Source organism: Pseudomonas sp. A-RE-19 (assembly GCF_019956555.1).
Classification (GTDB): domain Bacteria; phylum Pseudomonadota; class Gammaproteobacteria; order Pseudomonadales; family Pseudomonadaceae; genus Aquipseudomonas.
On the sequence record NZ_JAHBDQ010000012.1, the window covers coordinates 129,876 to 150,760 of the forward strand.

Sequence of the window (20,885 nt, forward strand, 5' to 3'; positions counted from 1 at the left end):
TGCAATGCATCAATTGACTCTGGCCGAGATCGCCCGCGGACTCGCCGATAAAAAGTTTTCTTCCGAAGAGCTGACCAAAGTCCTGCTGGCGCGCATCGCCCAGCTCGACCCGCAGCTCAACAGTTTCATCAGCCTCACCGAAGACCTGGCGCTGCAGCAGGCGAAAGCCGCTGACGCACGTCGGGCCAATGGTGAGAGCGGCGCCCTGCTCGGCGCGCCGATCGCGCACAAAGACCTGTTCTGCACCCAGGGCATCCGCACCAGCTGCGGCTCGAAGATGCTCGACAACTTCAAGGCGCCATACGATGCCACCGTGGTCGCCAAACTGGCTGCTGCCGGGGCCGTGACCCTGGGCAAGACCAACATGGACGAATTCGCCATGGGGTCGGCCAACGAGTCGAGTTACTACGGCGCGGTGAAAAACCCGTGGAACCTGGAATGCGTTCCGGGCGGCTCGTCCGGCGGTTCGGCTGCCGCGGTAGCCGCTCGTCTGTTGCCAGCAGCGACGGCCACCGACACTGGCGGTTCGATCCGACAACCGGCAGCCTTTACCAACCTCACCGGCCTGAAACCGACGTACGGTCGTGTTTCGCGCTGGGGCATGATCGCTTACGCGTCCAGCCTCGATCAGGGAGGCCCGCTCGCTCGCACCGCCGAAGACTGCGCGATCCTGCTGCAAGGCATGGCCGGTTTCGACCCGCAGGACTCCACCAGCATCGACGAGCCCGTGCCTGATTACAGCGCCGGCCTCAACGGTTCGCTGCAAGGCCTGCGCATCGGCGTGCCGAAGGAATACTTCAGCGCCGGTCTCGACCCGCGCATCGCTGATCTGGTCATGGCCAGCGTTGAAGAGCTGAAAAAGCTCGGTGCCGTGGTCAAGGAAATCAGCCTGCCAAACATGCAGCACGCGATTCCTGCGTACTACGTGATCGCTCCGGCAGAAGCGTCCTCCAACCTGTCGCGCTTCGACGGTGTGCGTTTCGGCTATCGCTGCGAAGACCCGAAAAACCTGGAAGACCTGTACAAGCGTTCCCGTGGCGAAGGTTTCGGCCCGGAAGTGCAGCGCCGGATCATGGTCGGCGCCTATGCGCTGTCGGCCGGTTACTACGACGCCTACTACCTGAAGGCCCAGAAGATCCGTCGCCTGATCAAGAACGACTTCATGGCAGCCTTCAATGAGGTCGACATCATCCTCGGCCCCACCACGCCTAACCCGGCCTGGAAGCTCGGCGCCAAGAACAACGACCCGGTCTCTGAGTACCTGGAAGATGTCTACACCATCACCGCCAACCTCGCCGGTCTGCCGGGCTTGTCCATGCCTGCAGGTTTTGTCGATGGCCTGCCGGTCGGCGTGCAGTTGCTCGCCCCGTATTTCCAGGAAGGTCGCCTGTTGAACGTTGCCCATCAGTATCAGCAAAACACTGACTGGCACACCCGCACCCCAACCGGCTTCTGAGGAGAAACACATGCAATGGGAAGTCGTGATCGGGCTGGAGATTCATACCCAGCTCACCACCCGGTCGAAAATCTTTTCCGGTAGTTCCACCACCTTCGGTTCCGAGCCGAACACCCAGGCCAGCCTGGTTGACCTCGGCATGCCCGGCGTACTGCCGGTGCTGAACCAGGAAGCGGTGCGCATGGCGGTGATGTTCGGCCTGGCCATCGATGCCGAGATCGGCCAGCACAACGTGTTCGCCCGTAAAAACTATTTCTACCCGGACCTGCCCAAGGGCTACCAGATCAGCCAGATGGAATTGCCGATCGTCGGCAAGGGCCACCTGGACATCGCCCTGGAAGACGGCACCGTCAAACGCGTCGGTATTACCCGCGCGCACCTGGAAGAAGACGCCGGTAAAAGCCTGCACGAAGAGTTCAACGGTGCCACCGGCATCGACCTGAACCGTGCCGGCACGCCGTTGCTGGAAATCGTTTCCGAGCCGGACATGCGCAGTGCCAAGGAAGCCGTGGCTTACGTCAAGGCGGTCCATGCGCTGGTGCGTTACCTGGGCATCTGCGACGGCAACATGGCCGAAGGCTCGCTGCGTTGCGACTGCAACGTGTCGATTCGTCCAAAGGGCCAGGTTGAATTCGGTACACGCTGCGAGATCAAGAACGTCAACTCGTTCCGCTTCATCGAGAAGGCGATCAACACCGAAGTGCAACGTCAGATCGAGCTGATCGAAGACGGCGGCAAGGTGATCCAGCAGACCCGTCTGTACGATCCGAACAAGGACGAAACCCGTCCGATGCGCAGCAAAGAGGAAGCCAACGACTACCGTTACTTCCCCGATCCGGACCTGCTGCCGGTGGTCATCGAGGACTCGTTCCTCGACGACGTACGCGCCACCCTGCCGGAACTGCCACCGCAGAAACGCGAGCGTTTCCAGGAACAGTTCGGTCTGTCGGTCTACGACGCCAGCGTCCTGGCCACCAGCCGCGAACAAGCCGATTACTTCGAGAAAGTCGCGAGCATCGGCGGCGACGCCAAACTGGCGGCCAACTGGGTCATGGTTGAACTGGGCAGCCTGTTGAACAAGCAAGGCCTGGACATCGACCAGTCGCCGGTTTCGGCCGAGCAACTGGGCGGCATGCTGCAGCGCATCAAGGACAACACCATCTCCGGCAAAATCGCCAAGGTGGTCTTTGAAGCCATGGCCAACGGCGAAGGCAGCGCGGACGAGATCATCGACAAGCGCGGCCTCAAGCAAGTGACCGACACCGGCGCAATCTCGGCGGTGCTGGACGAAATGCTCGCGGCCAACGCCGAACAGGTCGAACAATACCGCGCGGCAGATGAAGCCAAACGCGGCAAGATGTTCGGCTTCTTCGTCGGCCAGGCCATGAAAGCCTCCAAAGGCAAGGCCAACCCGCAACAGGTCAACGAACTGCTTAAAAGCAAGCTCGAAGGCTGACCGGAATGGAGCCAGCACTAAAATACTGGCTCCATTCCCTGTGGGAGCGGGCTTGCTCGCGAAAGCGGTTTGGCACTCAACACAAGGTTGACTGTCAGAATGCATTCGCGAGCAAGCCCGCTCCCACATTTGTATTCGGGATATCTTTTATGAAGCGTCTGCTTAGTGCCTGCGCCCTGCTCTCTCTGCTGGCCGGTTGTGCCAGTACGGATACCATCGATCCACACGGCTACGACAAGACCGGCGTAGCTTCGTATTACGGCGCCAAACACCATGGCAAACGCACCGCCAGCGGCGAGCGTTTCAACCAGCACGGCCTGACCGCCGCCCATCGCCAGTTGCCGTTCGGCACCCGGGTGAAGATTACCAACCTGAATAACGACAGGTCCTGCGTGGTGCGCATCAACGACCGCGGGCCATACTCTCGTGGGCGCCTGATCGACGTGTCACGTGAAGCGGCCGAACAGTTAGGCATGCTGCGCAGTGGCACCGCACAGGTTCGCGTGCAAGCCCTCGACGACTGACTGACGGAGCGCTGACTATTTTCGGACTGGCCGATTTACCCCTGATCAGCGTGATTGAATTGTTCAGCGGTCTGTTTTTACTGATCGCCGGCGCCGAACTGATGGTGCGCGCCGCCGTGCGCCTGGCCGCGCGACTGCAGGTGCGGCCGCTGATCATCGGCCTGACCATCGTGGCCCTCGGCAGCAGCGCGCCGCAGATGGCGGTCAGCTTGCAAGCCACCCTGGCGCAAAACGCCGACATCGCCGTCGGCAGTGTGATTGGCAGCAGTATCTTCAACATCCTCGTCACCCTCGGGCTCTCGGCGCTGATTATTCCGCTGCGGGTTTCACGGCAATTGGTGCGCCTGGATATTCCGCTGATGATCGGCGCCAGCCTGCTGGTGTTCGTACTGGCGTGGAACGAAGAGCTGAACCGGGCCGACGGCATGATTCTGCTGGCCGCGCTGGTGCTGTACCTGGGCTTGCTGTTGCGTCAGTCGCGGCACTCGGCCCGTCCACCATCGGGGGATCATGAAGCGCCACAGGCACCGTGGTTCAGCAGTCTGCTGATGATCGTCGCCGGGTTGGCGATGCTGGTGTTCGCCGGGCACTTGCTACTCGGCGCCGCGGTGGCGGTCGCCACCGATCTGGGGTTGTCGGAGCGGATCATCGGCTTGACCATCGTCGCCGTCAGCACCTCCCTGCCGGAGCTGGCCACCTCGTTGATCGCCGCGTTGCGCGGCCAGCGGGATATCGCGGTGGGCAACGTGATCGGCAGCAATCTGTTCAACCTCTTGGGCGTGCTCGGGCTGACTGCATTGATCGCGCCGTCGCCGCTGTCGGTCTCGCCGAACGCCCTGGATTTCGACCTGCCGGTGATGCTTGGTGTCGCGGTGCTGTGCATGCCAGTGTTCTATTCCGGCTACCGGGTGACTCGCGCCGAAGGTCTGCTGTTTTTGGGTTTGTACCTGGCCTATGGGCTGCATGTGGTGTCGTTCACCACCGGCATGCCGTTGGCCGGCAAGCTTGAACACCTGATGCTGTTTTTCGTCCTGCCGGCGCTGATGGCGTTTTTGCTGTTCACGTCGCTGCGCGCCTGGCGTCGCCAACACCACAAGAGGGAATTGCCATGAGCACTGATAAAAAGGCTGGGGTTGAAGTCCGCCGCCAAGTGATGGGCGACGCTTTCGTCGACCGCGCCTTGGGCAATGCCACCGAGTTCACCCAGCCGTTGCAGGATTTCGTCAACGAACACGCGTGGGGCGGTGTGTGGAATCGCGAAGGTTTGCCGCTGAAAACCCGCAGCCTGATCACCCTCGCCGCGCTGACCGCGTTGAAGTGCCCGCAAGAATTGAAGGGCCATGTGCGCGGAGCGCTGAACAACGGCTGCACCGTGGAAGAGATCCGCGAGGCGCTGCTGCATTGTGCGGTGTATGCCGGCGTGCCGGCGGCGATCGATGCGTTTCGGGCGGCGCAGGAAGTGATTGATACCTACCAGAAGCCGGAGTAACAACCGGACACCTTTGGTGTTAGACAGATTGCTATCGCGAGCAGGCTCGCTCCCACAGTTGGAACGCATCCCCCTGTGGGAGCGAGCCTGCTCGCGATGAGGCCTTTAAGAACATCGCAAAACCTTCGGTTAAATCCACCCACCCCACTGCAACAAAAAGATCCCGACGTTGGTGGTGACCGCCGCCATCAGCGTGGTAATCACGATGATCGCCGCCGCCAGTTCATGATTGCCATTGGCCTGCCGGGCCATGACGAAACTGGCCGCGGCGGTCGGGCTGCCGAAGTACAGAAACAGAATCCCCAACTCCGCCCCGCGAAAGCCCCAGAGCCAGGCACCCAGCGTCGCCAGCACCGGCAGGCCGATCATCTTCACCAGGCTGGAACTCAGCGCCAGCGTGCCGCTTTTACGCATCGCCGCCAGCGATAACGTGCCGCCGATGCAGATCAACGCCAACGGCAAAGTGGTTTGCGCCAGGTACTGGCCGGAGGTCTCCAGCCACCCCGGCAAACCGATTTTGAAATAGGCAAATGGCGCCGCCGTAAACACGCTGATGATCAAGGGGTTCATCATCACGCTCTTGCAGATGCTCCACGGATCGGACTTGATCACCGGGCTGTAGACCGCGAGCACGATGGTCGAGAGCGTGTTGTAGAACAGGATCACCAGCGCCGCGAGAATCGCCCCGAGGGAAATTCCGTAGTCGCCGTACATACTCGCCGCCAGGGCCAGACCGATAACGCCGTTGTTGCCGCGAAACGCGCCTTGGGTGTAGATGCCTCGGTCTTCGCGCGGGCATTTCCAGATCGCCCAGCCCCAGGCAATCGCAAAGCCCATCAGGGTCGCGACCGAGAAATAGATCAGCAGTGCTGGTTGCAGCGCGGCGTGCAAGTCGGCATGCAAGATGCCCAGAAACAGCAACGCCGGCATGGTGACGTTGAACACCAGGGCCGACGCGGTATGAATGAAGTTGTCGTTGATCCAGTCGATGCGCTTGAGCAGCGCCCCCAGAAACAGCATGGCAAACACCGGCGCGGTGATATTCAGGGTTTCGAGGAAAATAGCCAGCATGCCGGGAGAACCTTGGGTGGGCGTCGTTAGGGGGCTAATGATAAGCCACCGAGGACATCGGCGTCAGGTAGACCGCCATCGCGAGCAGGCTCGCTCCCACAGTGGATCTTCTTCTTACACAGATTTTGTGTTCGACACTGGACAAATGTGGGAGCGAGCCTGCTCGCGATGAACGATAACGCGGTATCAGGTTATCGGCGCCGGGTTGAACAACGTGATGTCGTTATGCAGCTTATGCCGCTCCGCCCACGTCTGTTGCTTGCCGCTGGCCACGTCCAGATAGTAGTGGAACAACTCCCAACCCAGCTCCTCGATCGACGCCCGCCCGGTGGCGATCCGCCCGGCATCGATGTCGATCAGGTCCGGCCAGCGCTGCGCCAGTTCTGTGCGGGTCGACACCTTCACCACCGGCGCCATCGCCAACCCATAAGGCGTGCCCCGCCCGGTGGTGAACACATGCAGGTTCATCCCTGCCGCCAACTGCAACGTCCCGCAGACAAAATCACTGGCCGGGGTCGCGCAGAAAATCAGCCCTTTGCGCTTGAATCGCTCGCCAGGGCCGAGCACCCCGTTGATCGCGCTGCTGCCGGATTTGACGATCGAGCCCAGGGACTTCTCGACAATGTTCGACAACCCGCCCTTCTTGTTTCCCGGCGTGGTATTGGCGCTGCGATCCGCTTCGCCCTTGGCCAGGTAACGGTCGTACCAGTCCATTTCCCGCACCAGCTCCTGAGCGACTTCCTCGGTTTCGGCCCGGGACGTCAGCAGGTAAATCGCATCACGCACTTCAGTGACTTCGGAAAACATCACCGTCGCACCGGCCCGCAGCAACAGGTCCGAGGCATAGCCCAGGGCCGGGTTCGCGGTGATCCCGGAGAACGCATCGCTGCCGCCGCACTGCATGCCGAGGATCAGTTCGGACGCCGGCACGGTTTCCCGACGGCGCAGATCGAGCTTCTTCAGACGGGTTTCAGCCAACGCCATGATCTGCTCGATCATCTCGGTGAAACCGTGGCTGGAATCCTGCAAGCGATACAGCCACGGCTCGCTCAAATCCACCGAACTGTCGTTCTCGTGCATCACCTGCCCGGCCTGCAATTTCTCGCAGCCCAGACTGATCACCAGCGCTTCGCCACCCAGGTTCGGGTTGCGCGCCAGATTGCGCACGGTGCGGATCGGGATGTACGCGTCGGTGGCGGTGATCGCCACGCCACAGCCGTAACTGTGGGTCAGCGCCACCACGTCGTCGACGTTCGGGTACTTGGGCAGCAACTCGTCCTTGATGCGTTTCACCGCATGGTCCAGCACCCCGGTGACGCACTGTACGGTGGTGGTGATACCGAGAATGTTGCGCGTGCCGACGGTGCCGTCGACGTTGCGATAACCCTCGAAGGTGAAGCCTTCCAGCGGTGCCTGCGCAGCCGGCACTTCGGTGGACAGTGGCAAGCTGTCCAGCGGCGGCGCGGCCGGCATGCGCAGTTGATCTTCCTTGACCCAACTGCCGCGAGGAATCGGCTGCAACGCGTAGCCGATCGTCTGACCGTAACGAATCACCTGGCCACCCTCGGGAATATCTTCGAGGGTGACCTTGTGGCTCTGGGGCACAAAATCCACGGTCACCAGGCCATCGGGGAATTCAGTGCCGGCCGGCACGCCCTGATCATTGACCACGATCACCACATTGTCCCGCTCGTGCAGGCGGATGTAGCGCGGCGAGTCGGAATGTTCAATCAACTGCATGACGCCGCTCCTCAGGAATGCGCTTGCGATAACTTATTGTTGGCTTCAGGACCGCTGACTGGCGGCTCTTTGAGTACCACACGTTTGATCGGACCAACGATCACCAGATAGCTGAAGACGGCTACCAGCGCGTTGCAACCGACGAACACCAGCGCCCATTTGAACGAGCCGGTGGAGCTGATGATGTAGCCGATGACAATCGGGGTGGTGATCGAGGCGATGTTGCCGAACATGTTGAACAGGCCGCCACTCAAACCGGCGATCTGTTTCGGCGAGGTGTCGGACACCACCGCCCAGCCCAATGCGCCCACGCCTTTGCCGAAGAATGCCAGGGCCATGAAGCCGACGACCATCCATTCGATGTCCACGTAGTTGCAGGCCACGATGCTGCTGGAAACCAGCAAACCGGCAATGATCGGCGCCTTGCGGGCAAAGGTCAGGGAATGCCCCTTGCGCAGCAGATAGTCGGAAATCACGCCGCCGAGCACACCACCAATAAAGCCGCAGATCGCCGGCAACGAGGCAATGAAACCGGCCTTGAGGATGGTCATGCCGCGTTCTTGCACCAGGTACACCGGGAACCAGGTCAGGAAGAAGTAAGTGATGCCGTTGATGCAGTACTGGCCCAGATACACGCCGAGCATCATGCGGTTGGTCAGCAATTGGCGGATGTAGTCCCACTTCGGACCGTCGACCTTTTTGCCCTTGCCTTTGTCCTGGTCCATGTCGACCATGCCGCCGTTGTCGGCGATGTGTTTGAACTCGGCGTCATTGATCATCGGGTGCTGACGCGGGCTGTGGATAACCTTCAGCCAGATCCCCGAGAAGATGACACCGATCACGCCCATGACGATGAACACGTGCTGCCAGCCGAAGGCGTAAACGATCCAGCCCATCAGCGGTGCAAACAATACGGTGGCGAAGTATTGCGCCGAGTTGAAGATCGCCGAGGCAGTGCCGCGTTCAGCGGTCGGGAACCAGGCCGCCACAATACGCGCGTTGCCCGGAAAGGATGGCGCTTCAGCCAGGCCCACCAGAAAGCGCAGCATGAACAGCGCGACGACGGCGGTGGAAAGTCCGAATTCACCGACATAGCCTTGCAGCACGGTGAACAGCGACCAGGTGAAGATGCTCAGGGCATAGACTTTTTTCGAACCGAAACGGTCCAGCAGCCAGCCACCGGGAATTTGCCCGGCCACGTAGGCCCAACCGAATGCGGAGAAGATATAACCGAGGGTGACCGCGTCGATGCCGAGGTCTTTTTGCAGGCTGGAGCCGGCGATTGCGATGGTGGCCCGGTCGGCGTAGTTGATCGTGGTCACCAGAAACAGCATGAGCAGGATCAAATAGCGGACGTGAGTCGGCTTGGTCGATTGCATTGTAGATGTACTCCCACTGATTATTTTTATGCGCGGGTGAAACTGTTGCGTTCCCTGCAGGGCTGTCGGACTGTAGGAGCTGTCGAGTGAAACGAGGCTGCGATCTTTTGATCTTGAAAAACAAAGATCGCAGCCTCGTTTCACTCGACAGCTCCTACAGTCCCACGAGGGTTGCGGTATCGATACCGATACCGCGGTGTTTCCTGTCAGGAGCCGATGTAGCTGGTCTTCACGACCGTGTAAAACTCTTGCGCATAGCGACCTTGCTCACGTGATCCATAGGATGAACCTTTACGCCCACCGAACGGAACGTGGTAATCCACACCGGCGGTCGGCAGGTTGACCATCACCATCCCGGCCTGGGAGTGGCGTTTGAAGTGATTGGCGTACTTCAGCGATGTGGTGGCGATGCCCGCCGACAGGCCGAACTCAGTGTCATTGGCCATGGCCAGCGCAGCGTCGTAATCGGCGACGCGAACGATATTGGCCACCGGGCCGAAGATCTCTTCGCGGCTGATGCGCATCGCGGCTTCACTGTCGGCAAACAGCGTCGGCGCGAGGAAGTAACCTTCGGTGTCACACGTCACCAATCCCCCGCCACTGACCAGACGCGCACCTTCGGACTGGCCGATGTCGATGTACTTCAGGTCCTGTTCAAGCTGAGCCTGCGAAACCACCGGACCAATGTCGGTGCCGGACTTCAACGCGTGACCAACCTTGATCGACTTCATGCGCTCGGCCATGGCTTCGACGAAATTGTCGTGGATGCCAGCGGTGACGATGAAGCGGCTCGACGCGGTGCAGCGCTGACCCGTGGAGTAGAACGCGCTCTGTACCGACAGCTCGACCGCTTGCTTGAGATCGGCGTCGTCGAGAATGATCTGCGGGTTCTTGCCGCCCATTTCCAGCTGGACCTTGGCCTGGCGCGACACGCAGCTGACAGCGATCTGCCGGCCCACGCCCACGGAGCCGGTGAAGCTGATGCCGTCGACTTTCGGGCTCTGCACCAGCGCATCGCCAACCACACGACCGCTACCCATCACCAGGTTGAACACGCCGGCCGGGAAACCGGCGCGGGAGATGATTTCGGCCAGCGCCCAGGCGCAGCCCGGCACCAGGTCGGCCGGTTTCAGCACGACGCAGTTGCCATAAGCCAGGGCCGGAGCGATTTTCCAGGCCGGGATCGCAATCGGGAAGTTCCATGGGGTGATCAGGCCGACCACTCCGAGCGCTTCGCGAGTGACTTCGACGTTGACGCCCGGACGCACCGACGGCAAGTAATCACCGGACAGGCGCAGGCATTCGCCGGCGAAGAACTTGAAGATATTACCGGCGCGGGTCACTTCGCCGATGGCTTCGGGCAGGGTTTTGCCCTCTTCCCTAGCCAGCAAGGTGCCGAGCTCTTCGCGACGGGCGAGGATTTCAGTGCCGACTTTATCGAGAGAATCGTGACGTGCCTGAATGCCGGAAGTGGACCAGGCGGGGAACGCGGCGCGAGCGGCGTCGATGGCGGCATGGACCTGAGCCAGATCAGCCTTGGCATAGTCGCCGAGGGTATCGCTCAGCTCGGACGGGTTGATGTTGGCGCAGTAATCACTGCCCGCCACCCATTCGCCGTTGATGTAGTTATCAAAACGCTTTGCATCTGCCACTTTGAAATCTCCTCACGCAAAAGGCCGCTGATTGCTCAGCGGCCTTACTTAATCGGATGTGTTACTGCGCACCTTGCTTGTCGATCAGCGCGGCGAGCATTTCGTACTCTTCGCCCGTCAGATCGGTCAGCGGTGCACGTACGGGGCCTGCGTCGAAACCGGCAATCTTCGCCCCGGCCTTGACGATGCTCACCGCGTAACCGGCCTTGCGATTACGGATGTCCAGGTACGGCAGGAAGAAGTCGTCGATGATTTTGCCAACCGTGGCGTGATCGTCGCGGGCGATGGCGTGGTAGAAATCCATCGCGGTTTTCGGGATGAAGTTGAACACCGCCGACGAGTAGACCGGTACGCCCAAAGCCTTGTAGGCCGCGGCGTAGACTTCAGCGGTCGGCAAACCGCCCAGGTAGCTGAAGCGATCACCGAGGCGGCGACGGATCGACACCATCAACTCGATATCGCCCAGGCCATCCTTGTAACCGATCAGGTTCGGGCAGCGCTCGGCCAGTCGTTCCAGCAATGGAGCGGTCAGGCGGCAGACGTTGCGGTTGTACACCACCACGCCGATGTTCACCGATTTGCATACCGCTTCAACGTGGGCGGCCACGCCGTCCTGGCTGGCTTCGGTGAGGTAGTGCGGCAGCAATAACAGGCCTTTGGCGCCCAGACGCTCGGCTTCCTGAGCGTATTCGATGGCCTGGCGGGTGGCGCCGCCTACGCCGGCAAGAATCGGCACGCTGGTGGCGCAGGTATCAACGGCAGTCTTGATGATTTCCGAATATTCGCTGGCCGCCAGAGAGAAGAACTCACCGGTGCCGCCCGCGGCGAACAATGCCGAGGCGCCGTATGGGGCCAGCCATTCGAGACGTTTGATGTAGCCCGCGCGATGGAAATCGCCCTGAGCATTGAAGTCGGTAACCGGGAACGACAGCAGGCCGGAAGAGAGGATGGACTTCAGTTCTTGTGGATTCATTATTCGAACACCCTGGTAGCAACGTTGTGTGAGAAAACCGTTCAGCCTTCGCCGAAGTTGTAGGTCATCGTACAACTTAAAATACAACCGTCAACTGCATTTCATCGCTGGCCTCAACATTTGCGTCGGAAAAAGTAATTCCTTGACGTAGGAAGTTTCTCATCTACGCTTCGGATAACTGTATATCCATACAGTTATATTTGATTCTACCTACGACATATCAAGGAGCTAGAAATGTCAGGTCTACACGCACAACCGAAGGAAAAGGCCCTAGAGGTCATTGCCAATCTGGATGATCTTTTTACCCGGCACGGCATCGCCATTTCCGGCGATGGCGACGTTCTGAAACTGCATACAGGCAACCCTCACACGCACAAGAATGACTCACCTGGCGTGCTACCGACGCCACCGAAAAAAGCCCTGAAAAGCAAGCCGCCGCTGAGATTCGAGGGGGGTGAACATACCGCCATCGGTGACAGCACCCTGCTGCGATTCGTCAAGGATTCGCCGGCTATCCCCGCTTCGCAGGTGGAGCTGCATCTACCCAATGGGCTAGCGCTGACCTATGGCCAGATCGTTGCGCTGGGGGGGGATTTCTATGGTGTTCCCGATCAACCAATCAGCGAAGGCGCAACACCGGTAGATCGAATTCAGCGTTTTACCAACGCTTTCAATTCCCTGGCCGTACTGCCCGCCTCTAATGCCGAAGCCAAGCTGATCCTCGGCGTCATGCAAAAGGAAATCGCCGCCGTCAACCAAGCGATCAAGGACGGCAAACAGCCTCATGAGGCTTATGACGCCTTGGGTGATACGTTGTCGGAAGAGTGGAACAAGATCACCGGCGGAGGCAGTCTGGTCTCGGCGTTGTTCCCTTTTGGGCGTTATCTGAAGCTCGCCGCCAACAATGCCGACCACTTTGCCGAATGGGCGCTGCTCGCCTACATCGCCGGCCATACCGCAGCGCTGCAACAGGCGATGCTGGCCCACAACAGCGGCGACGAGAATCAGTTGAAACTGGCCTATGCGATGAACGCTTTTGCCGATCACTACCTGACTGACCTGTTTTCCGCCGGTCACCTGCGAGTACCGCGCAAACAGTTGGCGGCGGCGGTTACGCCGAGCGATCTCGGTTCATTGATTACCCGCTTCATGCACGACGAAGACAGCAAGTTCGGGCTCAATGTGAGCAACGGCAACGGCGATCGCTGGCACGCCTACGGCGACAAGCGCTACTTCGATGCCATCGACAGCGCCAATCGCGCACAGGTGAATCAAGCGGTTCAGGTGTCTGCGGATGAAGTGTTCGCGACGTACCTCAGTGGCATCGCCCCGTCGGCCGGCGACTTTGCTGCTTTGAAAAAGCTGCCTGACCTGCAAGCGGTACTGAAACCGGCCGGCAATTTCTCGGCGCTGTTCAAAGTCGAGGGCAACAAGGTATTGCGGCGCAAGGACGTCAATAACTTGAACGACACCGCCACCGTGGACGATTGGTGGGGCTGGAGCACTTATTTGCTACTCAAGGACTACCAACCAACCGGCGTGCTGAATTCAGCGGCCAATGCCTGATAAGGAGATCACTGATGACTATCAAATTGAAACTGGAACTGGCTTCGGGCCAATCGCTGAAAGGTGCGCCGCTGGAACTGCTGTCGAAAGGCTTGCCGATTGCCCGGGCGCTTGTGGATGAGCGCGGGCATGCGGTTTTCGATGCCAAACCTGGGGCTGTTGAGTTGGCGGTGAGGGTGGATCGTTCGATTTTGAGGACTGGCTGACATATTTCAGGAAGGCCACTGACCTCATCGCGAGCAGGCTCGCTCCCACATTGGATCTGTGTGGAATCGCACTATTGTGATCGACACAAAGCCCTGTGGGAGCGAGCCTGCTCGCGATGGCTATCTGTCAGGCAACAAATCCCCCAACCTGCAAACCTATCCCCGCTGCGCCTGCGCCTCTTCATGGGCCTGGCGCAACCGCTCGCGGCTATTCGTCAGATGCAACCGCATGGCCGCCCTCGCCGCATCGGAATCCTGGCGGGCAATCGCGTCGTAAATCTCTTCGTGTTCGCGGCTCAGGCGACTCATGTAGTGCTGCTGATCGTCGTGGGCCAGGCGCGCGGAGTTCAGACGCGTGCGCGGAATGATGCTGGTGCCCAGGTGGGTCATGATGTCGGTGAAATAGCGGTTGCCGGTGGACAACGCGATTTCGAGATGGAAGGCAAAGTCCGAAGCCACGGCGTCACTGGCATGGGCGGCGCTTTCGTTCAGTGCATCGAGAGCGGCGCGCATCGCGGCCAACTGCTCAGGGCTGCGGCGTTGCGCGGCAAGGCCGGCGGACTCCACTTCCAGACTGATGCGCAGCTCCAGAATTGCCAGTACATCCCGCAACGTGACCACGGTGGCCGGGTCGATCCGGAAACCGCTCGGGCTCGGCGTGTCGAGCACGAAGGTGCCGATGCCGTGACGGGTTTCAACTTGCCCGGCGGCCTGCAAACGGGAAATCGCTTCGCGCACCACGGTGCGGCTGACGCCATGGGCCTCCATGATCGCCGACTCGGTGGGCAACTTGTCGCCGCGCTTGAGGTGACCGTCGCGGATCTGCTCGGACAGCACCGTCACCAGTTCCTGAGCGAGGCTGCGGCGCTTGCGAGGGAGGCGAGGTGCGTCGATCGGGTTTTCCATGGTGAACGTCTGTCTCGGAAGTTACGGCTGAAACCGCATCATAGCGCATGCGAGTTGTACGATCACCGTCAGAAAACACTGGCCCCTGTGGGAGCGAGCCTGCTCGCGATGGCCTCGACTCGGTTCGTCTGAATAACCGCGTTATCGTTCATCGCGAGCAGGCTCGCTCCCACAGGGATCTACGGTATTCACGCGGTCACGGTCTGGTCCACCAAGTGGCCATTCTCGATACGCACATGCCGTGGATGGAAACGCTTCAGGCTGCTGCGATGCCCGACGCTGACAATGCTCAGCCCCGGCAATTGATCGATCAACGCCTGATACAGCGACGCCTCATCTTCTTCATCCATCGCCGAAGTCGCTTCATCCATGTACAGCCATTGCGGCGCATAAAGCAGCGCTCGGGCGAAGGCCAGACGTTGTTGCTCGCCCGGCGAAAGCATGCGCTGCCAGTGATTGGCTTCATCCAGACGCGAAACCAGGTGCGGCAAGCGGCAGGTTTCCAGCACATGGACGTAGCGCTCGTGCGGGTAGGTGTCGCCCGGCTGTGGATAACTCAGCGTCTCGCGCAAGGTGCCAATCGGCAGATACGGCTTTTGCGGCAGGAACAGATAACGCCCCGTCGGAAGGCGGATGCTGCCGTGGCCAGTCGGCCAAAGGTGCCCCATCGCCCGCAACAAGGTCGATTTGCCGCTGCCGGAACGACCGCTGAGCATGACGCGCTCGCCGTCCTCCACTGTCATGTCGGCGTTGGTCAGCAAATGACGACCATCAGCGAGGTCGAGGCCAAGGTTATGCACCCTCAATGCCGAGCCCTGATTCTGTACGTCGATGGCCGGTGCACGCTCTTCATTGTCGGTCATGGCCTGACGGAAACTCAGCAGACGATCACAGGTGGCGCGCCACTCGGCGAGGTCCTGGTATGCGCTGATGAACCAACTGAAGTTCTCCTGGACGTTGCCGAATGCGGAGTTGATTTGCATCAGCTCACCGAGTTCGATCTTGCCGGCGAAGTAACGCGGTGCCGCCACCATGAACGGGAAGATGATTGCGATCTGGGCATAACCGGAAGTGAAAAAAGTCAGGCGCTTGGACACTTTCATGATGTCCCAGAAGTTGTGCCAGACCATACCGAAGCGGTCACTCAGACGACGGTTCTCATTGGGCTCGCCGTTGTACAGCGCAATGCTTTCGGCGTTCTCGCGGACCCGCACCATGGAGAAACGCAGGTCGGCTTCGAAACGTTGCTGGTTGTTGTTGAGGCCGATCAGGCGACGACCGATCAAATGCGTGAGCCAGCTGCCGACGATGGCATAAACCAGCGCACACCAGAACATGTAGCCGGGAATCGTGAAGCCAAGCACTTCGATGCTGCCCGACACGCCCCACAAAATGATCGAGAACGACACCAGGCTGACGATGTTACGGATCAAACCCAGGCCCAGGCCCAGGGTATTGGTGGTGAACTTGTTGAGGTCTTCGGAAATCCGCTGGTCCGGGTTATCGGTATAACCGCCTTGCTCCAGCTGGTAGTAATTCTTGTCGCCTAGCCAACGGGCGAAGTGCTTTTCGGTGAGCCAGGCGCGCCAGCGAATCGTCAGCATCTGGGTCAGATAAAGCCGATACACCGCGCCGAGAATCGCCACGGCGGCGATGCCGCAGAAATACAAAATCAATTGCCAGAACGCCGCTTCGTCCTTCTTCTGCAGGGCGTTGTAGAAATCCTTGTACCAACTGTTGATCCACACCGAAATCGCCACGCTGAACAACGACAGCGCGATCACCGCGATCAGCAATGTCCAGGCCTTGCCCTTCTCCTCACTGCGCCAGTAAGGGATGGTCATCGCCCAGACTTTGCGAAAAAACTGCCCGCGCACAGCATCGTTGACCGCGGAATATTCAGCGTTCTGATTCATGGATAAGGCTCGATAAAGAAAAGAACACACGCGAGCCGATCATAAATGAACGGCTCGGATTGTAACGAGGTGTGACAACAATTGTTCAGCGCCGGTTCAGCGACGGACCGGACGCTTTTGCAGTTTGCGCTGCAGCGTACGGCGGTGCATGCCCAAGGCACGGGCGGTGGCGGAGATGTTGCCTTCGTGCTCGGTCAGTACGCGCTGGATGTGCTCCCACTGGAGTCGGTCCACGGACATCGGGTTTTCCGGCACCAGGGTGTCGAGGTCGGCGTGCTCGGAGAGCAACGCGGCCAACACGTCATCGGCGTCCGCCGGTTTGCACAGGTAATTGCAGGCGCCGCGCTTGATCGCCTCGACAGCGGTGGCAATGCTCGAGTAGCCGGTGAGAATCACCACGCGCATTTCCGGGTCGAGTTCCAGCAGTTTGGGCAGCAACACCAAGCCCGAATCGCCGTCCATTTTCAGATCAAGGGCAGCGTAATCCGGGATGTCGGCCTGGGCGATGATCAGGCCTTCTTCGGCGGAACCTGCGGTACTGACGCGAAAACCACGGCGGGCCATGGCGCGGGCCATCACGCGGGTGAAGGTTGCGTCGTCGTCTACCAGCAGCAAATGCGGCAGTTCTTCGCCTTCAACTTGGATCTCGTCACTCATGTTCGTCTCCTCGGGCGACACGGGGCAGGCGCAGCTCGGTAAGCGTGCCACCTTCCTCATGACTGTAGAGTTTCACTGAGCCGCCGGCGCGTGTCACGCTGGCCTTGCTCAAAAACAGGCCCAGGCCGAAACCTTTGCCCTTGGTGGTAAAAAATGGTTTGCCAATCTGCTCGGCAATGGCCAGTGGCACACCGGCGCCATGGTCGCGAATGCTGATGGTCAAATCTTCGGCATTCCAGTCCAGGGTCACTTGCAAGCCTTCAGGGCAAGCATCGGCGGCGTTGTTCAGCAAATTTAGCAGGGCTTGGGTCAGGTCCGGCGGTGGCGCCATGCGCGGCACGGTCCCCTGGCCCAGACGCTGGAAGCGGTAACTGGCTTCCGGGCGCATCAGGTGCCAGCGGTTCAGGGCTTCGTCGAGCCAGTCGGTGACGTCCTGCATTTCCACCGCCAAGCGGCGATTGGCCTCCGCCGCCCGCACCAACTGCTGCAAGGTTTCTTTGCAGAGTTTGACCTGATCCTGCAGCACGCTCAAATCGTCCTGCAACAGCGGGTCGGGGTGGTCCTGACGCATTTCCTTGAGCAACACGCTCATGGTCGCCAGCGGCGTGCCCAGTTCATGGGCGGCGCCGGCAGCCTGGGTCGCAACGGCCAGCAATTGCTGATCGCGCAGGCCTTCTTCGCGACGAATGGCACGCAGTTCTTCCTGACGACGCAGCTCTTCAGCCATGCGGGCAGCGAAAAACGTGATGACCGCTGCGGCCAGGGCAAAGCTCAGCCACATGCCGTAGATCTGCAGGTTCTCCCGGGCGATCGGGAACGTTTCCAGCGGGTAAAACCGCGCCAGCAGCAACGTATAAAGCGCCAACGCGATACCCGACAGAATCACCGAATAGCGCCACGGCAGCGTCACGGCAGCGATGGTCAGCGGCACCAGATAATAAGAAACGAACGGGTTGGTCGAACCGCCGGAGAAATACAGCAAGGCACTGTGGATAAACAGGTCGCAGGCCAGTTGCACGGCGTATTCGAGCTCGGTCACCGGCCATGACGTGCGCAGGCGAATCGCGGTCAGCGCGCAGAGCACCATGGAAAAACCGAGGGTGATCGCCAATTGCAGCCAGGGTAACGGCAGCAGGTCTAACCAGTAGGCCAGGCCTACGGAACCGGCCTGAGCGGCCAGCACCAACGTGCGGATGAACGTGAGCCGCCAGAGGTTCTGGCGAGTGGCGGAAGTGATTTGAACGGGGGCGAGCATGAGCTCTCCTGATGAGCGCTCCAGGCGGATCGCATGGAGTATAACCAAGCACGGGGGCTGGCAGGCAAAAGTGCGGCAAACGGCCACATGGCATTGACCCCGCAGCGTCTGAAAGCCACCGGCAACACCGGTTATCCACAAACCTGTATGAGACCGCAAATAAAGATGGAAGCTGCGTCCAAAGGAACCGTCACACCTGAAAAACAGGAGCAGGGACGAGCAAGGTGAGCATGGCAGCGGATGAAGCGATTGAGGTGTCTATGCGGTGATATGACAAGCAAAAAAAACCGGCTACCCATGCGTGATCGCCGGTTTATCAGATCCGTCAGCCCTGCTCATGCAGGATTTCGTTCACTGCTGCGATCTGCAGATCCTGGCTGATGATTTGCGGTTCTACAACACTAATTAGAACCTCAGTTCGGGCGGAAGCAAGTAGTTACCAACTTGCCTCCACGCCTCATCCGCTTCTCCGTACTTCCCCCCAATGAGCGTTCCATCTTTCTGAATCTGCCACCACCATGCGTCACCGTACCCGGCAACTTGCACAACGTCATAGCCAGCTTGCCTTGCTTCCTGTTTTTCTTCAGGGGTCATGATTATTTCCTTATTCAGATTTGCACGTTGTTGAAGCCGACCGCTTTGGCCGGTGAAGGCTTTTGCGGTGGGCTTGCAATCATGCTCAATCAAGCTGCGAGATATTTCTACTGTCAGAACTAACAGGTACCCCTGTTTCCACTGTGAATAGAGCCATCTGTATAGAAGTTGTAACTGTGCGAACCGGACCATTGAAGCTAGAGTCTGATGGTTTCATGCAGGATCGGACCCTAACCCCTGCGCCCCGTCCAAGGAGCTTTTCATGCACACATTGCGCCGCAGCGCCGCCCTTCTTGCCTTAAGCGTTGGCACCGTCGCCAGCCTCCCGGCCCTGGCCGTCGACGAACTGCATTACAACCAGATCTCCCTGCGCGCCGAAGTCAGCCAGGAAGTGGCCCGCGACCTGATGATCGTGACCCTCTACACCGAAGAGCAAAACACCGACCCGGCCAAACTCGCCGCCGACGTCAGCACCACCATGAACAAAGCGCTGGCCCAGGCCAAACAGGTCAAGGACATCACCCTGCGTCAGGGCAGCCGCAACAGCTACCCGATCTACGACACCAAAGGCCAGAAAATCACCGGCTGGCGTGAACGCGCCGAACTGCGCCTGGAAAGCTCGGACTTCGCCGCCCTCTCCAAGCTCACCGGCGAACTGCTTACCGACCTGAAAATGGGCGGCATGGACTTCGCCATCGCCACCCCGACCCGCAAAGCCAGCGAAGACGCCCTGCTCAAAGAAGCCGTGACCGCCTTCAAGGCCCGCGCCCAACTGGCCACCGACGCCCTGGGTGGCAAGAGCTACAAAATCGTCAACCTGAACCTCAACAGCAATGGTTATCCACAGCCGTACATGCGCGGACCGATGATGATGAAAGCGGCGGCCATGGATTCGGCGCCAGTGACGCCCGAGGTTGAAGCGGGCACCAGCCAGGTCAGCATGACGGCGGATGGGGCGATTGAAGTGTTGATGCCTTGATGCGGTGGCGGGTCAGTCAGTTTTGTAGTGACTGATCCGCCGCCTTCGCGGGCAAGCCTCGCTCCTACAGGGTTCTGGGGCGTACATAAATGTTGTGTACAACCAAGTCCCGTAGGAGCGAGCGGTGCGGCGATCCGACTTGCCCGCGAAGAACGATAACGCGCTCTACGCCGGATCAACGTTATCCAACGCCCGGTTCACCGCCAATTCCGCCACCATGATGATCTGCTGAATCGCCATCGCCGTATGGCGCTGCGGGCCGATCAGAGCGTTGGCGAAATCGCTGACCAGGACACTCGCCGAGGCCAACGATTCGTAGGCGTAGGCCAGCAGGCTTTCGGTGTCGGCCCCCGGGGCGACCATGAACATCGTGCTGGGGCGACGGGGCTTTTCGGTGTATGGCGGCGGGGGGTCGAGGTAGTAGTCGAGGGCGCGTTTTATGGCTTCGCGGTCTTTGAGCAATTCTTCGGTGCGCGAGGCTTCGGCGTTGGGGGTGGTGGTGTTGAAGGGTGGGTCCGGGATTAACTTATCCATATAAAAACTCCTACTTGCGAGTGGGAGCCATCCATTTGTCGTTTCCACACGACAAAAAGGTGGCAGCTGTACGCAGGGTGGAAAACCGGTAAGTAGGCACCCGGCCAGACCGAAGTCTGCCCACGCACAGCCGCCATGACGCAGTTTGCAGACGAAAGAAGACGTCGGCAACGACTACGGTGGTGATGCAGTGCAACTACTTAAGGGTCAGGTTTCCACACCTGCTCGCTGGTTTGGCAGCGAGAGCCAAAGACTAAAAGGCCCACTTCCGACCGACAACCTGAAAATTGCGTGGGAAAGGTCTGAGCTCTGACACACCCGTTAAACATTCAAAAGCGGAACGCGGAGCGTCCCTGGCGGCATTCCCACGCGGGAGCGTGAGAACGATCAATCTCACGTCTGACACCGAATGCTCATCTGACACGGATGACTGTAGGAGCTGTCGAGTGAAACGAGGCTGCGATCTTTTGATCTTGAAAATCAACGTCAAAAGATCGCAGCCTCGTTTCACTCGGCAGCTCCTACGTGGGGT

The 20,885-nt window shown here is 59.8% G+C and carries 20 protein-coding genes; 9 read left to right on the top strand and 11 right to left on the bottom strand.

Annotated elements, in window-relative coordinates; all coding sequences use genetic code 11:
* Positions 1-4 precede the first annotated feature (4 nt).
* The 5 genes from gatA to KGB14_RS10430 all read left to right on the top strand — a co-directional run bounded on the left by gatA (position 5) and on the right by KGB14_RS10430 (position 4,925).
* Positions 5-1,456: an Asp-tRNA(Asn)/Glu-tRNA(Gln) amidotransferase subunit GatA gene (gene gatA, locus KGB14_RS10410; protein WP_223486266.1), complete on the top strand. Its 1,452-nt coding sequence runs from the start codon at positions 5-7 to the stop codon at positions 1,454-1,456.
* A 10-nt stretch (positions 1,457-1,466) separates the two neighbouring features.
* Entirely contained in the window at positions 1,467-2,912 is a 1,446-nt protein-coding gene (gatB, locus tag KGB14_RS10415) for an Asp-tRNA(Asn)/Glu-tRNA(Gln) amidotransferase subunit GatB (protein ID WP_223486268.1), read from the top strand.
* Between the two features lie 149 nt (positions 2,913-3,061).
* The gene (locus KGB14_RS10420) at positions 3,062-3,436 is read left to right on the top strand and encodes a septal ring lytic transglycosylase RlpA family protein (protein ID WP_223486271.1); all 375 of its coding nucleotides are present in this window, start codon (positions 3,062-3,064) and stop codon (positions 3,434-3,436) included.
* A 50-nt stretch (positions 3,437-3,486) separates the two neighbouring features.
* Positions 3,487-4,548 (top strand): calcium/sodium antiporter, encoded by a 1,062-nt coding sequence (locus tag KGB14_RS10425; protein WP_223486273.1) that lies wholly within the window; start codon positions 3,487-3,489, stop codon positions 4,546-4,548.
* Positions 4,545-4,925, top strand: coding sequence for a carboxymuconolactone decarboxylase family protein (locus tag KGB14_RS10430; protein WP_048396581.1), 381 nt, complete (start codon positions 4,545-4,547; stop codon positions 4,923-4,925). Before KGB14_RS10425 ends, KGB14_RS10430 begins: the two co-directional genes overlap by 4 nt.
* A gap of 129 nt (positions 4,926-5,054) precedes the next feature.
* Here KGB14_RS10430 and KGB14_RS10435 read toward each other — a convergent pair whose 3' ends face one another.
* The 5 genes from KGB14_RS10435 to kdgD all read right to left on the bottom strand — a co-directional run bounded on the left by KGB14_RS10435 (position 5,055) and on the right by kdgD (position 11,740).
* Positions 5,055-5,996: an AEC family transporter gene (locus KGB14_RS10435; protein ID WP_223486275.1), complete on the bottom strand. Its 942-nt coding sequence runs from the start codon at positions 5,994-5,996 to the stop codon at positions 5,055-5,057.
* A 186-nt stretch (positions 5,997-6,182) separates the two neighbouring features.
* The gene (gene garD / locus KGB14_RS10440) at positions 6,183-7,736 is read right to left on the bottom strand and encodes a galactarate dehydratase (RefSeq protein WP_223486277.1); all 1,554 of its coding nucleotides are present in this window, start codon (positions 7,734-7,736) and stop codon (positions 6,183-6,185) included.
* Between the two features lie 11 nt (positions 7,737-7,747).
* Positions 7,748-9,115 carry an MFS transporter gene (locus KGB14_RS10445; RefSeq protein ID WP_223486279.1) on the bottom strand — a complete coding sequence of 456 codons (1,368 nt, stop codon included), beginning with the start codon at positions 9,113-9,115 and terminating at the stop codon, positions 7,748-7,750.
* Positions 9,116-9,321: 206 nt separating this feature from the next.
* Positions 9,322-10,767: an aldehyde dehydrogenase family protein gene (locus KGB14_RS10450; RefSeq protein WP_223486281.1), complete on the bottom strand. Its 1,446-nt coding sequence runs from the start codon at positions 10,765-10,767 to the stop codon at positions 9,322-9,324.
* 61 nt (positions 10,768-10,828) lie between these two features.
* Entirely contained in the window at positions 10,829-11,740 is a 912-nt protein-coding gene (kdgD, locus tag KGB14_RS10455; protein WP_223486282.1) for a 5-dehydro-4-deoxyglucarate dehydratase, read from the bottom strand.
* Positions 11,741-11,974: 234 nt separating this feature from the next.
* Here kdgD and KGB14_RS10460 point away from each other — a divergent pair, with 234 nt between their 5' ends.
* The gene (locus tag KGB14_RS10460) at positions 11,975-13,306 is read left to right on the top strand and encodes a phospholipase (RefSeq protein ID WP_223486284.1); all 1,332 of its coding nucleotides are present in this window, start codon (positions 11,975-11,977) and stop codon (positions 13,304-13,306) included.
* 14 nt (positions 13,307-13,320) lie between these two features.
* Positions 13,321-13,512: a hypothetical protein gene (locus KGB14_RS10465; protein WP_223486286.1), complete on the top strand. Its 192-nt coding sequence runs from the start codon at positions 13,321-13,323 to the stop codon at positions 13,510-13,512.
* Between the two features lie 156 nt (positions 13,513-13,668).
* Here the strand turns inward: KGB14_RS10465 and KGB14_RS10470 are convergent, their stop codons facing one another.
* From KGB14_RS10470 to KGB14_RS10485, 4 genes are all read right to left on the bottom strand, one after another.
* Complete coding sequence (locus tag KGB14_RS10470) at positions 13,669-14,418, bottom strand: FadR/GntR family transcriptional regulator (RefSeq protein WP_223486288.1); 750 nt, start codon at positions 14,416-14,418, stop codon at positions 13,669-13,671.
* Positions 14,419-14,606: 188 nt separating this feature from the next.
* Positions 14,607-16,334: an ABC transporter ATP-binding protein/permease gene (locus KGB14_RS10475; protein ID WP_223486290.1), complete on the bottom strand. Its 1,728-nt coding sequence runs from the start codon at positions 16,332-16,334 to the stop codon at positions 14,607-14,609.
* Positions 16,335-16,430: 96 nt separating this feature from the next.
* Complete coding sequence (locus KGB14_RS10480) at positions 16,431-16,991, bottom strand: response regulator transcription factor (RefSeq protein ID WP_223486292.1); 561 nt, start codon at positions 16,989-16,991, stop codon at positions 16,431-16,433.
* Positions 16,984-18,246: an ATP-binding protein gene (locus tag KGB14_RS10485; RefSeq protein WP_223486295.1), complete on the bottom strand. Its 1,263-nt coding sequence runs from the start codon at positions 18,244-18,246 to the stop codon at positions 16,984-16,986. The genes KGB14_RS10480 and KGB14_RS10485 overlap by 8 nt, the downstream gene beginning before the upstream one ends.
* Before the next feature lie 33 nt (positions 18,247-18,279).
* Here KGB14_RS10485 and KGB14_RS10490 point away from each other — a divergent pair, with 33 nt between their 5' ends.
* Positions 18,280-18,474, top strand: a complete 195-nt coding sequence (locus KGB14_RS10490) for a hypothetical protein (RefSeq protein ID WP_223486297.1) — start codon at positions 18,280-18,282, stop codon at positions 18,472-18,474.
* 177 nt (positions 18,475-18,651) lie between these two features.
* Here KGB14_RS10490 and KGB14_RS10495 read toward each other — a convergent pair whose 3' ends face one another.
* On the bottom strand, positions 18,652-18,840 hold the full coding sequence (locus tag KGB14_RS10495; protein ID WP_223486299.1) for a hypothetical protein: 189 nt from the start codon (positions 18,838-18,840) through the stop codon (positions 18,652-18,654).
* A 262-nt stretch (positions 18,841-19,102) separates the two neighbouring features.
* Here KGB14_RS10495 and KGB14_RS10500 point away from each other — a divergent pair, with 262 nt between their 5' ends.
* On the top strand, positions 19,103-19,819 hold the full coding sequence (locus KGB14_RS10500) for an SIMPL domain-containing protein (protein WP_223486301.1): 717 nt from the start codon (positions 19,103-19,105) through the stop codon (positions 19,817-19,819).
* Between the two features lie 165 nt (positions 19,820-19,984).
* On the opposite strand, the gene KGB14_RS10505 is transcribed toward KGB14_RS10500, so the two are convergent.
* Complete coding sequence (locus tag KGB14_RS10505) at positions 19,985-20,353, bottom strand: DUF6124 family protein (RefSeq protein ID WP_223486303.1); 369 nt, start codon at positions 20,351-20,353, stop codon at positions 19,985-19,987.
* Between the last annotated feature and the right edge of the window lie 532 nt (positions 20,354-20,885).